General features: G+C 63.8%; 14 protein-coding genes. 12 read left to right on the top strand and 2 right to left on the bottom strand.

The window, feature by feature from the left end; translation table 11 throughout:
* The 5 genes from cobN to cobJ are packed head-to-tail and all read left to right on the top strand — an operon-like array spanning window position 1 to window position 6,488.
* A complete protein-coding gene (gene cobN, locus ACZ9HU_RS03025) occupies window positions 1-3,267 on the top strand; it encodes a cobaltochelatase subunit CobN (RefSeq protein WP_476102172.1) in 3,267 nt (1,088 codons plus the stop codon).
* Window positions 3,264-4,379 (top strand): cobalamin biosynthesis protein CobG, encoded by a 1,116-nt coding sequence (locus ACZ9HU_RS03020; protein WP_476102170.1) that lies wholly within the window; start codon window positions 3,264-3,266, stop codon window positions 4,377-4,379. The genes cobN and ACZ9HU_RS03020 overlap by 4 nt, the downstream gene beginning before the upstream one ends.
* Window positions 4,379-5,008 carry a precorrin-8X methylmutase gene (locus ACZ9HU_RS03015; protein WP_476102167.1) on the top strand — a complete coding sequence of 210 codons (630 nt, stop codon included), beginning with the start codon at window positions 4,379-4,381 and terminating at the stop codon, window positions 5,006-5,008. Before ACZ9HU_RS03020 ends, ACZ9HU_RS03015 begins: the two co-directional genes overlap by 1 nt.
* Window positions 5,005-5,730, top strand: coding sequence for a precorrin-2 C(20)-methyltransferase (gene cobI, locus ACZ9HU_RS03010; RefSeq protein ID WP_476102165.1), 726 nt, complete (start codon window positions 5,005-5,007; stop codon window positions 5,728-5,730). The genes ACZ9HU_RS03015 and cobI overlap by 4 nt, the downstream gene beginning before the upstream one ends.
* The gene (gene cobJ, locus ACZ9HU_RS03005) at window positions 5,727-6,488 is read left to right on the top strand and encodes a precorrin-3B C(17)-methyltransferase (protein WP_476102163.1); all 762 of its coding nucleotides are present in this window, start codon (window positions 5,727-5,729) and stop codon (window positions 6,486-6,488) included. The genes cobI and cobJ overlap by 4 nt, the downstream gene beginning before the upstream one ends.
* On the opposite strand, the gene ACZ9HU_RS03000 is transcribed toward cobJ, so the two are convergent.
* Complete coding sequence (locus ACZ9HU_RS03000; RefSeq protein WP_476102161.1) at window positions 6,452-7,213, bottom strand: cobalt-precorrin-6A reductase; 762 nt, start codon at window positions 7,211-7,213, stop codon at window positions 6,452-6,454. The two genes, cobJ and ACZ9HU_RS03000, sit on opposite strands and share 37 nt — an antisense overlap.
* On the opposite strand from ACZ9HU_RS03000, the gene cbiE reads away from it, so the two are divergent.
* Genes cbiE through bluB form a run of 7 tightly spaced genes read left to right on the top strand, consistent with a single transcriptional unit; the run spans window position 7,212 to window position 12,865 of the window.
* Window positions 7,212-8,414, top strand: a complete 1,203-nt coding sequence (cbiE, locus tag ACZ9HU_RS02995; protein ID WP_476102159.1) for a precorrin-6y C5,15-methyltransferase (decarboxylating) subunit CbiE — start codon at window positions 7,212-7,214, stop codon at window positions 8,412-8,414. The genes ACZ9HU_RS03000 and cbiE overlap by 2 nt on opposite strands.
* 8 nt (window positions 8,415-8,422) lie before the next feature.
* A complete protein-coding gene (locus ACZ9HU_RS02990) occupies window positions 8,423-8,782 on the top strand; it encodes a cobalamin biosynthesis protein (protein ID WP_476102404.1) in 360 nt (119 codons plus the stop codon).
* Entirely contained in the window at window positions 8,779-9,564 is a 786-nt protein-coding gene (gene cobM, locus ACZ9HU_RS02985; protein WP_476102157.1) for a precorrin-4 C(11)-methyltransferase, read from the top strand. The genes ACZ9HU_RS02990 and cobM overlap by 4 nt, the downstream gene beginning before the upstream one ends.
* Window positions 9,561-10,868, top strand: coding sequence for a cobyrinate a,c-diamide synthase (locus tag ACZ9HU_RS02980; RefSeq protein ID WP_476102155.1), 1,308 nt, complete (start codon window positions 9,561-9,563; stop codon window positions 10,866-10,868). Before cobM ends, ACZ9HU_RS02980 begins: the two co-directional genes overlap by 4 nt.
* Complete coding sequence (gene cobF / locus ACZ9HU_RS02975; RefSeq protein ID WP_476102153.1) at window positions 10,865-11,629, top strand: precorrin-6A synthase (deacetylating); 765 nt, start codon at window positions 10,865-10,867, stop codon at window positions 11,627-11,629. Before ACZ9HU_RS02980 ends, cobF begins: the two co-directional genes overlap by 4 nt.
* Window positions 11,630-11,651: 22 nt before the next feature.
* Entirely contained in the window at window positions 11,652-12,221 is a 570-nt protein-coding gene (gene cobO, locus ACZ9HU_RS02970; RefSeq protein ID WP_476102402.1) for a cob(I)yrinic acid a,c-diamide adenosyltransferase, read from the top strand.
* Complete coding sequence (gene bluB, locus ACZ9HU_RS02965) at window positions 12,218-12,865, top strand: 5,6-dimethylbenzimidazole synthase (RefSeq protein ID WP_476102151.1); 648 nt, start codon at window positions 12,218-12,220, stop codon at window positions 12,863-12,865. The genes cobO and bluB overlap by 4 nt, the downstream gene beginning before the upstream one ends.
* A gap of 12 nt (window positions 12,866-12,877) precedes the next feature.
* Here bluB and ACZ9HU_RS02960 read toward each other — a convergent pair whose 3' ends face one another.
* Entirely contained in the window at window positions 12,878-14,116 is a 1,239-nt protein-coding gene (locus ACZ9HU_RS02960) for an MFS transporter (RefSeq protein WP_476102149.1), read from the bottom strand.
* Window positions 14,117-14,143 lie beyond the last annotated feature (27 nt).

The following is a 14,143-nucleotide window of genomic DNA, read 5'->3' as shown; positions in this document are numbered from 1 at the left end:
ATGCATGTCATTTTCCGCGAAACGCACGGGATGGAGGAAATCGCCATCCCGCAGGATCTGGGGCAATCGCCCGCGGATCTGGTGGTCCTGTCGTTTTCGGACAGCGATCTGGGCGCGTTTGCGGGCGGGTGGCACAAGGCGCGGGCGCAGGACGCGGATTTCCCGACACTTCGCCTCGCCAATATCGCTTCTTTACAGCATCCCTTGTCGGTCGACACCTATATCCAGCGGACGCTGGCCGGGGCCAAGGCGATTCTGATCCGGTTGATCGGGGGCGCGGCCTATTGGCCCTATGGCTTGCAACAGGTCGAATTGCTGGCGCGCAATCAAGGGATTGCCTTGGCTGTTCTGCCCGGAGATGGGCGGCCCGATGATCGGTTGGCGCAGGCTTCGACCTTGCCCCCCGCCATATTGCACGATCTGGCGGCGATGTGTGATGCGGGCGGGGCGGATGGGGCTTATGGGGCTTTGACCTTGCTGGCCGGGGCGGCGGGTCTGACGGATCGGCGGGTGGAGCCTTTTGAGCCTTTGCCGACGGTGGGGGCATGGCACCCGGCAAGGGGTCTGTGCGATCCGGCGGCATGCGATTTCGACAAGCCGCTGGTCGTGATCATTTTCTATCGGTCTTATCTGGTTGCCGATGACCTCGATCCTTTTATCGCCCTCCACGCCGGGTTTGAGGCCAAGGGCTATGCCGCGCTTTCGCTCTTTGCGCCCTCGCTCAAGGAGCCTGCGGCGAAGGCACAGATAGAGGCGTGGCTGCGCCAGCTATCCCCCGTCGCCATCGTTAATGCCACGGGCTTTTCGGCGCTTGATGAACATGGGCACAGCCCGCTTGATATTGCCGGGTCGCCCGTGTTCCAGATCGCATTGGCGACCTCTGGCCAAGAAGCTTGGGCCGAGGGGGCGCGCGGACTATCTCCCGCCGATTTGGCCATGCATGTCGTCCTGCCCGAAATCGATGGCCGGGTGTTCATGGGCGTGGCCAGTTTCAAGGCCGGGGATCCGCGCGATGCTGCGCTTGGCTTTGCCCGAAACCGGCATCTTTCGCAAAGTGACCGTGTCGCCGCCATTGTCGAAAAAGTGTCGGGCTGGATCGCTCTGGCGGCCAAGCCTGTGACGGAGCGGCGCGTGGCGCTCGTGCTATCCACCTATCCGGGGCGGCCCGAGGCGATGGCCCATGCGGTGGGGCTCGATGCGCTCTCCTCGACGCAGGCCATTGTGGCCGACATGGCACAGGCGGGATATTGCGTCACGCCGGGGCTTGATCTGGCCATGGCGTTGCAGGCTCAGACGCTGTCTTGGCGGCTCTCGGAATATCGGCGGGCCTTGGCCGATCTGCCCGCGCCTTTGCAACAGGCTATCCATGATTGCTGGGGCGCGCCCGAGGATGACCCCGCCGTTATCGACGGGGCCTTTCGCTTCCTGGCGATCAACCTTGGCCATGCGATGGTGGCCCTGCAACCCGAACGAGGCGAAAGGGCCGCGCGCGATGGCGATTATCACGACCTCTCGCGCCACCCGCGCCATGCCTATGTCGCCTTTTACCTTTGGCTCAGGGCGCAGGGTTTCGACGCGATGGTCCATATCGGGGCGCATGGCACGCTGGAATGGTTGCCGGGCAAGGCGGTCGCGCTTTCCGATCAATGCTGGCCGGAAGTGCTGACCGCAGGCTTGCCGGTCATCTATCCCTTCATCGTCAACGATCCGGGCGAGGCGGCGCAGGCCAAGCGCCGGATCGGCGCCGTTACCATTGGCCACGTCCCGCCCCCGATGGGCACCAGCGCCCAAGGCGCAGGGCTGGGCCGGATTGAGGCGCTACTGGATGAATTTTCCAATGCCGGGGGTCTTGATCCCGCGCGTCGGACCCGGTTGCAGGCCAACATTGTCCATGAGGCACGAGCTTTGGGGCTGGAGGCAGAACTGGGCCTTGATCCCGATGCGACGCCCATGGAGGTCATCACCCGCATCGACCGCTTCGTGTGTGACATCAAGGAGAGCCAGTTTGGCGACGGCCTCCACATCTTTGGCCGCGGCGAATATGGCGAAGCCGAAAGCCGGGGCCTTTTGACCGCTCTGGCGGGGCAAAGGGTGGCGCCGGGACCGTCGGGCTCTCCCTTTCGCGGGCGGAGCGACGTTTTGCCGACGGGGCGCAATCTCTACACGATTGACCCACGGGCCGTACCCTCGCGCGCGGCCCATGCGCAGGGCGTCGTGCTGGCCGAGGAATTGATCCGCCGTCATTTGCAGGATCATGGCGATTACCCCAAGGCTTTGGTGGTGGACCTTTGGGGTTCGGCGACGATGCGCACGGCCGGCGAGGAATTTGCCGTGGCGCTGCATTTGCTGGGGGCAAAGCCGGTCTGGGATATGGCCTCGGACCGGGTGACAGGATTGGAGATCCTGCCTCTGGCCATGATGGACAGGCCGCGCATCGATGTGACCTTGCGGGTTTCGGGTCTGTTTCGTGATGCCTTTCCGATGCTGCCCCTGCTCTTTGGTCAGGCGGTACGGGCGCTGTCCCGGCGCGATGAACCGGATGACTGGAACCCCTTTGCCGGAAAAGACGCCGGGGCGCGTGTGTATGGACCGCCGCGTGGTCGCTATGGTCTGTCAATGGGCGATGCGACAGAGGTCTATACCGAGGAGGCGCGCCGGGCGGCAGGAGAGGCGTGGCTATCGGCGTCGCAATTTGCGCTCGATCATGGCGAAGGGGCGTCCGATCCCGGTGGCCTGCGCGCCCGCGTGGCCGGGGCCGATGCCTTTGTCCACCTTCAGGATTTGGCGGAAAGCGATCTGTTGCTGGCGGCCGATTATGCCGCGCATGAAGGCGGCTTTGCCGCTGCCCAGGCGATCACCGGGGGCAATGCGGCACTCTATCATCTGGACAGCCGCGATCCGGCGCGCCCCGTTGCGCGCGCCCTGACCGAGGAAATCGCGCGCGTTGTCCGCGCCCGCGCCGCGCATCCGGGGTGGATCGCGGGCATGATGCGGCACGGCTTTCGCGGCGCGGCGGAAATTTCGGCCACGCTCGATCATCTGGGCGCCTTTGCCCATCTGGCGGGCCATGTGCCGCCGCAACTTTTCGACCTCTATTACGAGGCCACCCTTGGCCAAAGCGATGTGCGTGAATTTATGGCCCTTGAAAATCCACTGGCGCTGGCCGCGATCGAGGCCCGGTTTGCCGCGCTCTATACCGCAGGTCTGTGGCCGACGCGCCGCAACGCCATTCTGGCCAATCTGAAACTGTCGGAGGGCAAGGCATGACCGGCTTCAAGGTGCAGGGATGGTGCCCCGATGCGTGGCATCCGATGGCGGCGGGCGATGGCCTTTTGGTTCGGGTCAAACCCTATCTGGGGCGGATGACGGCGGATCGGTTGCACAGCCTGTGCGGTCTGGCCATGACCTATGGCAATGGCATGATCGACCTGTCGCGCCGCGCCAATTTCCAGATCCGGGGCGTGCGCAGCGAAGTCTGGCCCGCCCTGCTTCGCGACCTGATCGGCCATGGGTTGGTTGATGCCGACGCGGTTCAGGAGCGCAAGCGTAATGTGCTGGTCGCCCCAGATTGGCAGGAGGGCGATGATACCTGCCGCATCGCGCGCGATTTGTTGGCCCGGATCGATGATTGGCCCGATTTGCCGGGCAAGGCGGGGTTTGTCATCGATGCTGGCGCGGCGCCGATCTTGATGGGGCAATCTGGTGATTTTCGGGTCGAACGCGGCGAAACGGGGGGCTTGATCCTACGGGCCGATGGCCAAGATTCGGGCGCGCCGTTGGAAAATGGCGGCGAGGCTGATGCGCTGATCGCGCTGGCCAACTGGTTTGTCGAAAGCGGGGGGCTGCAATCCAAACGCATGGCGCGGCACTTGGCCCCGATGCCGCCATGGGCGCAAGGCTCGATCCGTCCCGTCGCCGCTCGTCCCATCATTGCGCCGGGGCCATGTGCGATGGGCATGGCCTATGGCGCGGCCTTTGGCCATATAAAGGCCGAGGATTTGGCCGCGGCCATAGGGGATCTTGCGTTGCGCATCACGCCCTGGCGCGTTCTTGTCGCAGAGGGGGGAGAACTGGACGGAGATTGGCTATCCCGTCCCACCGACCCCTTGTTGCGGGTCGATGCCTGTTCCGGCGCCCCTTTTTGTCCGCAGGCCAGCGTGGCGACCAGACCACTGGCGCGCGCGCTTGCCCTGCATTTGGGCGGCAGCCTTCATGTCTCCGGCTGCGCCAAAGGATGCGCGCGTTCGAAGGAGGCCGATGTCACGATAACCGGCTGTGATGGCCGATTCGATCTGGCCTTTTGCGCCGTCGCCGGGGCGCCCGCCTGCTTTGCCGGCCTTGATGAAGCCCAAATCCTCTCGCATTTCGGAGTAGCCTGATGCCTTACGCCTATCAAACCGATGGGGCGGCGATCTATCGCCAATCCTTTGCGACGATCCGCGAGGAGGCTGATCTGGCGCGCTTTTCTACCTCGGAAGAGCCGGTGGCGGTGCGTATGATCCACGCGGCGGGCATGGTGGCTCTGGCCCCCTATATCCGTTTTTCGCCCGGTTTTGCGGATGCGGCGCGGGCGGCACTGGCGGGCGGGGCGCCGATCCTGTGCGATGCGCGGATGGTGTCCGAAGGGGTGACACGGGCGCGCCTGCCCGCCGATAATGCGGTGATTTGTACCCTGCATGACCCGCAGGTGCCTGCCCTTGCGATGGCTATGGGCAACACACGATCCGCCGCCGCGCTGGAATTATGGCGTCCCCATCTGGAGGGCGCAGTCGTAGCGATCGGCAATGCGCCTACGGCCTTGTTCCACCTGCTCAACATGTTGGAGGAACCGGAATGTCCACGCCCAGCCACGATAATCGGCTGCCCGGTGGGCTTTGTCGGCGCGGTGGAATCCAAGGATACTTTATGGAACGCGATACCCGCCCCATGCTGTATCGTTGAAGGGCGATTGGGGGGGAGCGCGATCACCGTGGCCGCCATCAACGCATTGGCGAGCCGCGCGGAATGATCATCGGCACCATTCACGGCGTCGGCCTTGGCCCCGGTGCGCCCGATTTGCTCAGCGTGCGCGCCGATCGACTGGTGCGCGGCACGCGCCACATCGCCTATTTCCGCAAGGCGGGGCGCCCCGGACAGGCGCGGCGCATTGCCGATGGCATGTTGCGCGCCGATGCGGTTGAAATCGCGATGGAATATCCGGTGACCACCGAAATTCCGCTGACCGATCCGCGTTATAATGAATGTCTTTCGGGATTCTACGCGCAATGTACCCAGAGGCTGCTGGATATTGCCGGGACGGGCGACGATGTTGTGGTCCTGTGCGAAGGGGATCCGTTTTTCTACGGCTCTTTCATGCATTTGCACACGCGCCTGTCGGGCGTGGCGCCGGTATCGGTCGTGCCGGGCATTACCGGCATGGCGGGCGCGTGGAATGCGACGGGTATGCCGATCACGTGGGGCGACGATGTCCTGACCGTGGCGATGGCGACTTTGCCCGAAGAAGAACTGGTGCGCCGCATTCGCGATACGGACGCGCTGGTGGTCATGAAGATCGGGCGCAACATGCCCAAATTGCGCCGCGCCATTGCCGCTGCCGGACGAGCGGACAGCGCGTGGCTGGTCGAATATGCCGCCATGCCGGGCCAGCGGGTGACGCCTTTGGCGCAGGCCGATGAGGTGACGCCCTATTTCTCGATCCTTTTGATCCATGGACAGGGGCGTCGGCCATGAGCGGTCGCCTCTCCATCGTCGGTCTGGGGCCGGGCGACGACGCCATGATCACGCCAGAGGTCAGCGCGGCCATCGCCGAGGCGGCGGATGTGATCGGCTATATCCCCTATGTCGCGCGGATTGCGCCGCGCGATGGATTGACGCTGCACCCGTCGGACAATCGGGTGGAATTGGACCGTGCGCGCCATGCCCTGACCCTAGCGGCGGCAGGGCGGGTGGTGGTGGTGGTCTCATCGGGTGATCCGGGGGTTTTTGCCATGGCCTCGGCCGTGTTTGAGGCGTTAGAGGGCGGGGAGAGCGCCTGGCGCGATCTGGATATTCGGGTCTTGCCGGGGATTACCGCCATGTTGGCCGCTGCTGCTCGTGCGGGCGCGCCATTGGGGCATGACTTTTGTGCGATCAACCTGTCGGACAATCTTAAACCTTGGGCTGTGATCGAAAAGAGGCTGCGTCTGGCCGCTGAGGCCGATTTCGCGATGGCGTTTTATAATCCGCGATCCAAATCTAGGCCTGAAGGTTTCTCACGCGTGCTCGCCGTCCTGCGGGAGGTTTGCGGCGATAATCGCCCCGTCCTGTTCGCCCGCGCCGTATCAACGCCGGATGAAGTGTTGCGCGTCGTGGGCCTGCAATCCGCAACGCCGGAAATGGCCGATATGCGCACGATGGTGATCGTCGGGTCAAGCCAAACGCGGATCATCGAGCGCCCGCGCGGGCCGATCCTCTACACCCCCCGCTCAATGGCAGAGGTGGCGTCGTGAAGAATCCAGTCCAGCACCGCTTCGGGTTTGTGTACCTCGCGCCTTTCGGGCAATGCGGGGCGATTAATCATCAACACTGGCAGACCCAATTCGCGCGCCGCGATCAGCTTGGCCTGCGCCCCAACGCCGCCTGCATTCTTGCAGATGATCAGGTCGATGCGATGCTCCTCCATCAATGCGCGATCACCCGCGACGGAGAAAGGGCCGCAATCCACCACCAGACTGTGCCGAGGCAAAGGCGGCGGCACATCGGGCGCATCGACAAAGCGCAGCAGGTAATGATGCTGGGGATGGACGGCAAAAACCGTGGCATGCATTCGGCCCAAGGCCAGAAAGACGCGCCGCGCCGGTCCATCGATGGCGGCAATGGCCTGATCCATATCGGCGACATGGGTCCATTGGTCGCCTTGTTGCGCGGCCCACGCGGGGCGGGTCAGGGCGATATGGGCGATGTCGGCCTGTTTGGCCGCCGCGACAGCGTTGGCGCTCATTTGGGCGGCAAAGGGGTGGGTGGCGTCGACCAGATGGGTGACGCCCGCATCACGGATGAAGCGGATCAGGCCGTCAACACCGCCAAATCCGCCGATCCGCACCGGCACTGGCTGGGGGCGCGGATGTTGCGTGCGTCCGGCATAGCTGAGCGTGGCCTGCATACCCGCGTCGGCCAGCAGTCGGGCCAGAGCGCTTGCTTCGGTCGTGCCGCCCAGAATGAGGATGTGGTTCATGGCTGATCCTGCGCCCTGGTTGACGATCATCGGCATGGGGGAGGACGGGGCCGACGGCCTTTCGCCCGCGGCCCGCGAAGCGCTGGCGCATGCGGACGTGGTGATCGGCCCGCCGCGCCATCTTGCTCTTTTGCAGGCTCTTAATGCCCCGACCATCGAATGGCCAGCGCCTTTTGCCGATGGAATCGCGCGACTGATGCAACATCGCGGGCGGGCGGTGGTGATGTTGACATCGGGCGATCCGTTCTGGTTTGGCGCTGGGCTCAGCGTGACGCGGCATCTGGAACGCCATGAATGGGTGGCCCATCCCGCGCCATCGACATTTACTCTGGCGTCGGCGCGATTGGGGTGGGGGGTACAGGACGTTGTGTGTCTTGGGCTTCATGCCGCGCCTTTGACAACAATGCGTCCGCATGTGGCGCGGGGGCAAAGGATTATCGTCCTGTTGCGTGACGGCGATGCGGTGGGCGCATTGGCGGCCTATCTCGATGATCTGGGCTTTGGCGCGTCACGCCTTCATGTGATGGAGGCTTTGGGCGGGCCACGCGAAAGGCTGCGTGAAATTTTCGCGGCGGTTTATGATTTCACCGATGTCGTTCACCCCGTTGCCGTGGGCGTCGATGTTGCCGGTGATGGCGCAGCCTTGCCGCAAACACCGGGTTTGGCCGACAGTTGGTTCGCCCATGATGGTCAGATAACCAAGTCCCCCATTCGCGCCCTGACGCTGTCGGCTCTGGCCCCGCGCGCGGGGGAATTGTTGTGGGATATTGGCGCGGGCTCCGGCTCGGTTGCTATTGAATGGTTGCTGGCCCACCGCGCCAATCGGGCGATTGCGGTGGAGGCCGACCCCATCCGGGCAACCCGAGCGCGGGCGAATGCCGTTCAATTGGGCGTGCCGCGATTGACCGTGGTGCAGGGCAAAGCGCCCGACGCCTTGCCCGAAGGTTCTTTGCCCGATGCTGTCTTTATCGGCGGGGGCCTGTCTCAAACCATGTTGGAGGCTTTGTGGGATCGGTTGCCGGCGGGCGTGCGGGTTGTGGCCAATGCGGTCACGCTGGAGACCGAAGCCTTGCTGACACTCTGGCATGGGGCAAAGGGCGGGACTTTGCTGCGCATCGAATTGTCCGATGCCGCACCCATCGGCCCCCGTCGCGGGTGGAAGGCCCGCTATCCCATCGTGCAATGGAGCGTCACGCGATGAGGGGCGTCATGATCGTGGCCGGATTTGGCTTTCGCGGGGGCGCTTCACTTGCGTCCCTGCGTTGCGCCTTGGCGGGGCATGGGGCGGTGGAGATCACCCATCTGGCCACGGCGAAGGATAAGCTCGGCGCGTTGGAACCTTTGGCCCGCGAAATCGGATTGCCGGTCATCGGGCTCGACGCAGAGGCTTTGCGCGCCGCCCGGACCGCAACCGTTTCCAAGCATAGCCAGGCCGCGCGAGGCACAGGCAGCGTGGCCGAAGCCGCCGCTCTGGCCGGGGGTGGTGCGGGCGCCCGTCTGATCCATCCGCGCCGCATTTCCATCGACCGCATGGCAACATGCGCCATTGCCGAGGGGCACATCCTATGACCGTTCATTTCATTGGCGCGGGGCCGGGCGCGCCCGATCTTCTGACCCTGCGCGGGCGCGACCTGATCGCGGCCAGTCCGGTGTGTCTCTATGCCGGATCGCTGATCCCGAAGGCGGTGTTGGGCCATTGTCCCCCCGGCGCGCATATCGTCAACACAGCGCCGCTCTCGCTGGATCAGATCATGGCGGAAATCGCGCAGGCCCATGCGCGGGGACAGGATGTGGCGCGGCTCCATTCGGGTGACCTCTCGGTGTGGTCGGCCATGGGGGAGCAGCTTCGTCGGCTGCGCGCGATGGATATTCCTTTTACCATGACCCCCGGCGTGCCTGCCTTTGCGGCGGCGGCGGCGGCGTTGGAATGCGAATTGACCCTGCCGGAACTGGGGCAATCGCTGATCCTGACCCGTACGCCGGGGCGGGCCAGTTCGATGCCGCCGGGCGAAAACCTGCGCAATTTTGCGATGAGCGGCGCGACCTTGGCCATACACCTCTCGATTCACAATCTGGCCAAGGTGGTCGAGGATCTGGCCCCTTCCTATGGCGGTGATTGCCCGGTCGCGGTGGTGTGGCGCGCAAGCTGGCCCGATCAGCGGATTGTGCGAGCCACTTTGGCCACGGTCGCGGATGCCGTGGCGGGCACAATGGAGCGCACTGCGCTAATCCTTGTCGGCCCGGTTCTGAACGCCGACGGGTTTGGGGAGAGCAGCCTCTATGCCGCCAATTATGACCGTCGGTTTCGCCCGCAGAATGCCGCATCGCGTTTCGCGGGGGTCGAGGAATGAGTGTTCCGGGCCTTTTGATCGCCGCGCCCTCATCCGGGGCGGGAAAGACCACAGTGATGCTGGGCCTGCTGCGCGCGCTGAGGCAGGATGGGGTGGTGGTTCAGCCTTTTAAGAACGGGCCGGATTATATCGATCCGGCCTTTCACCGCGCGGCATGCGGGCGGCCATCATTCAATTTGGACAGTTGGGCCATGGGCGAAGGGTTGATGGACTCCATTGCCGCCCATTGCGTCGGCGCGGACATGGTGCTGGCCGAAGGGTCGATGGGCCTGTTCGACGGCGTGGCGGCGGCGGGCGCATGGGGCAATGGGGCCAGCGCCGATCTCGCGCGGCGGCTGGGGTGGCCGGTGGTGCTGGTCCTTGACGCATCGGGTCAGGCGCAATCGGCGGCGGCCACGGCTTTGGGGTTTCACCGCTTCGATCCCGATCTGCCTTTCGCCGGCGTCATCCTGAACCGTGTTGCCAGTGCGCGCCATGAAAGCCTGATCCGCAAGGGGTTGGAGGCCGTGGGCATCCCGGTGCTGGGGGTGTTGCCACGCCGGACCGATCTGACCCTGCCCGAACGCCATCTGGGGTTGGTACAGGCGGTCGAGCATGCCGACCTTGACCGGAAGCTGGATGACTATGCCGATTTCCTGCGTCAGCATGTCGATTTGGTGGCCCTACGCCAAGCGTCGCAAGGCAGGGTTGATAGCGTGCCGGGTTCGGCATTCGGTCAGCCCCCAGCTCAGCGGATTGCCTTGGCGCAGGATGAGGCGTTTTCCTTTATCTATCCCCATCTGCTGGCTGGATGGCGGGCGGCGGGCGCGCAGGTTCTGCCCTTCTCGCCTTTGGCGGACGAGGCGCCGGATAAGGACGCCGATCTGGTCTGGCTGCCGGGCGGCTATCCCGAATTGCACGGCGGGCGGATTGCGGCGGCGGAGAACTTTCTGTCCGGCCTGCGTTGTCATGCGCAAACCCGGCCCGTTCATGGCGAATGCGGTGGCTATATGGTGCTGGGCGAAGGGTTGATCGACAAGAACGGGGAACGTCACACCATGGCGGGCCTTTTGAGCCTGACAACCAGCCATGCCAAACGCAAGATGCACCTTGGCTATCGTCAGGCGCAATTGTTGGCCCCAATCGGCGGGATTGCGGCGGGATCGTCATGGCGCGGGCATGAGTTTCATTATTCCACCATCGTGGATCAGCGCGATGCACCTTTGGCCCATGTCACCGATGCCAATGGTGCGGCTGTCGCTGAAACCGGATCATGGCGTGGCCATGTCACGGGCAGCTTTTTTCACATGATAGCCCCGGTATGATGGAACTGTTCCTGATCGGCATTGGCACCGGCAATCCGGACCATCTGACGGCGCAGGCGGTGCGGGCCATGCGGGATGCGGAGCTGATTCTTTTGCCGCGCAAGGGCGAGGGAAAAGAGGAGTTAGTCGATGTGCGGCGCGAGATTTGTGCGCAGTTTCTCGATCGTACCGCCCGCATTGTCGAATTCGACATGCCCGTCCGTGACGGCGGGGCCGAATATGGGCGCGCGGTGCATGAATGGCACGATGCCATTGCGCAGGCTTGGCGGGATCAGATGGCGTTGCATTTGCCGCATGGCGGGCGGATGGCCCTGCTCGTCTGGGGAGACCCCTCGCTCTATGACAGCAGCCTACGGATTGCCGAAAGGTTGATGGCAGGCGGGATGGAGGTGGCGGTCAAGGTCATCCCCGGCATCACCAGCATTCAGGCTTTGACCGCAGCCCATGCCATTCCGCTCAACCCTCTGGCGGGGTCTTTGGTGATTACCACCGGGCGGTTGCTGGGCCGATATGGCTGGCCCGATGGGTTCGATACTCTGGTGGTGATGCTGGACGGTGGCTGTGCCTTTGACGTTCTGGACCCGGCGGGGATCACGATCTGGTGGGGCGCCTATCTGGGTATGCCGCAAGAGGCGCTCGAACATGGGCCTTTGAGAGAGGCCGCGCCGCGCATTGCAGAACGTCGGGCGGAATTACGCGCGGCGCATGGCTGGATCATGGATGTCTATCTGATGCGAAGGGAACGAAGTGGTGGAAACTGATAATGAGCGCCATGCCGAGAAAATGCGCAAGAAACAGGCCGCGCGCGACACGATCATGGAAACCAAAACCCGTGAAAAGGGCCTGCTGATCGTCCACACCGGCAAGGGTAAGGGCAAGACCAGCGCCGCCCTTGGCATGGTGGTGCGCGCCATCGGGCATGGGATGAAGGTGGGCGTCGTCCAATTCGTGAAAGGCGCGATGGTCACGGGTGAAAAGGCAGTCTTTGACGCTTTTCCCGACAATGTCGAATTCAAGCCGATGGGTGAAGGTTTTACCTGGAACACACAGGACCGCAGCCGTGACATCGCATCGGCCCGCGTGGCTTGGCAAGAGGTCAAGCGGATGATTGCCGATCCGGCCTATCATATGGTTCTGGCCGATGAACTCAATATCGTGCTGCGCTATGATTACCTGCCCTTGGATGAAGTGCTGGAGGTTTTGGGCGCCAAGCCGGAAATGAAGCATGTGATCGTGACGGGACGCAATGCGCCTGACGCCTTGATGGAGGCGGCCGATCTGGTCACGGAAATGGCGATGGTCAAACACCCCTTCCGCTCCGGCGTGAAGGCGCAGGCGGGCATTGAGTTTTGAGCGAGGGCCCGCCCCAATTTGACGCGGCCTTTGCCGGGCAGTTCATGCAACTGCTCCGCTGGCGCCGGGATGTGCGGCATTTTTCCCCGCGCCCGGTGGCGGAGGAGGATTTGGCCGAAGTGCTTGCCAGCGCCGCCTTGGCGCCATCGGTCGGCAATGCACAGCCGTGGCGCTTTGTCCGCTTGCGCAGCGCCGGTCTGCGCGAAGGATTGGCCGCCCATGTGGATGCGCAAAAGGCCCTGACGGCCCGACGCTATGCCGGAGGGGCGCAAGAGGAGGCCTATCTCGCGCTCAAGTTGCACGGTATTCGCGAGGCGCCGGAATTGATGGCGGTATTTTGCGATGAACAGGCGCAGGCAGGCCATGGGCTTGGCATAGCCACGATGCCTGAAATGCTGCGCTATTCCTGTGCCGCGGCGATCCAGACCATGTGGCTGGCCGCGCGTATTCGCGGGATCGGGATAGGATGGGTATCTATCCTTGACCCGCAAGTCGTGACGGCCATGCTGGACGTACCGGCCCATTGGTCCTTGGTGGCGGTTCTGTGCCTTGGTTATCCAGAGGAAGCCGCCGATGAACCCGAACTGGCGCGGCGCCATTGGCAAGCGCGCGAACCCTTGGCCGACCGCCTGTTCGAGCGCTAGGACGCGGGGCGGTTACCTTTCGAACTGACGATAGCGTCCCAGCAGAAGGAAGCTGGCCGCCGACAGCAAAAGCGCCACAGCCGATGCCGACAGGATCGCGTGGAAATTGCCGGTCGTGTCGTGGTTATGGCCAAAAATCATCGGCGAAAACCCGGCCCCGGCCGCAAAGCAGACATAGAGCAAGCCATAGATGGCCCCATAGCGTCGCAACCCGAAATAACGCGCGACGAAGAAGGCGACCATATCATATTCAATGCCCAGCGCGAAGCCGAGGACAAAGGTGGCAAGGCGCGCGTTGCCAACATCCAGAAGGCCGCTGCCCAGATACCACAGGCTGACCGCAGGCAGGGAGAGGATGACAAAACCCACCAGCGGCGCCCAGATGCGGTCAAGCAACCAGCCGCCCACCAGCCGCCCGATAATCGCGGCAAGCCCGATCAGCGGCGTAACCGTCAACGCTTGCTCCGCCGTCAGGCCGCCATCCTTGAGGATCAGTTCCAGATTGGGCACCGGCCCGCCCATGGCAAAGGATGTGGGCACCAACGCCGCCGCGATCAACCAGAAACGCCAGTCGCGCAGCGCCTCGGGCACGGTCATGCCGGGCCGCTCCACCGGCACATGGTTGCCATCGGGCAGGCTGCGATCATCCTCGCGGAACAGGAACCATGCCGCGGGAAAGGCAATCAGGATGGGAAGAAGTCCGACCGCCACAAACCCAAGCCGCCACCCATAGGCGGCCAGAATGGCACCCAAAAACGGCTTGCCGAAAATGCCGAACAGGCCGGTTCCGGTCATAGCCAGTCCCAAGGCCAGCCCTTTGGCCTTATCAAAGCCGCGGTTGACCGCGCGGGTAAAGGTGATGGGCAATGTCGCGGCCCCCACCAGCCCGATGGCCAGCCAGGTCAGATAAAACTGCACCAACGAACCATTGAGCAGCGCAAGCGAGATAAAGCCCAGACCCCAAAGCGGAATGGCCACCAGAATGATCCGCCGCGCCCCGATACGTTCCGCCCATGCGCCATAAGTCGGTCCGGCCCAAAGCGACATCAGCGTGATGATCGACATCGACGCCATGATTTGCCCCACCGACCAGCCGAATTCGCGAACCAGATGGGGCGCAAACAGGCCCATCGAATAGGTCGGCACCGCCGCCATCCCCAAGCCGATACCCAGTGTCGAGGCCAGAATGACACCCCACCCTCGAGAAAACTCCTCTTTCGAGGTCAGGGGACGGGCGGACAGATTGTTCATGGTGCCTCGGTGCAATAAGGTCGTGTG

This window comes from Novosphingobium sp. Sphag1I, assembly GCF_056279125.1.
The sequence above is the reverse complement of the archived record's forward strand: the minus strand, read 5'-3'. Positions and strand labels throughout refer to the sequence as shown.

Coding starts and splice junctions, on each gene's coding strand:
- ACZ9HU_RS03015 (WP_476102167.1), top strand. CDS start 4,379: ATGCCTTACGCCTATCAAACCGATGGGGCGGCGATCTATCGCCAATCC.
- ACZ9HU_RS03020 (WP_476102170.1), top strand. CDS start 3,264: ATGACCGGCTTCAAGGTGCAGGGATGGTGCCCCGATGCGTGGCATCCG.
- cobI (WP_476102165.1), top strand. CDS start 5,005: ATGATCATCGGCACCATTCACGGCGTCGGCCTTGGCCCCGGTGCGCCC.
- ACZ9HU_RS03000 (WP_476102161.1), bottom strand. CDS start 7,213: ATGAACCACATCCTCATTCTGGGCGGCACGACCGAAGCAAGCGCTCTG.
- cbiE (WP_476102159.1), top strand. CDS start 7,212: ATGGCTGATCCTGCGCCCTGGTTGACGATCATCGGCATGGGGGAGGAC.
- cobM (WP_476102157.1), top strand. CDS start 8,779: ATGACCGTTCATTTCATTGGCGCGGGGCCGGGCGCGCCCGATCTTCTG.
- ACZ9HU_RS02980 (WP_476102155.1), top strand. CDS start 9,561: ATGAGTGTTCCGGGCCTTTTGATCGCCGCGCCCTCATCCGGGGCGGGA.
- cobF (WP_476102153.1), top strand. CDS start 10,865: ATGATGGAACTGTTCCTGATCGGCATTGGCACCGGCAATCCGGACCAT.
- cobO (WP_476102402.1), top strand. CDS start 11,652: ATGCGCAAGAAACAGGCCGCGCGCGACACGATCATGGAAACCAAAACC.
- cobN (WP_476102172.1), top strand. CDS start 1: ATGCATGTCATTTTCCGCGAAACGCACGGGATGGAGGAAATCGCCATC.
- cobJ (WP_476102163.1), top strand. CDS start 5,727: ATGAGCGGTCGCCTCTCCATCGTCGGTCTGGGGCCGGGCGACGACGCC.
- ACZ9HU_RS02990 (WP_476102404.1), top strand. CDS start 8,423: ATGATCGTGGCCGGATTTGGCTTTCGCGGGGGCGCTTCACTTGCGTCC.
- ACZ9HU_RS02960 (WP_476102149.1), bottom strand. CDS start 14,116: ATGAACAATCTGTCCGCCCGTCCCCTGACCTCGAAAGAGGAGTTTTCT.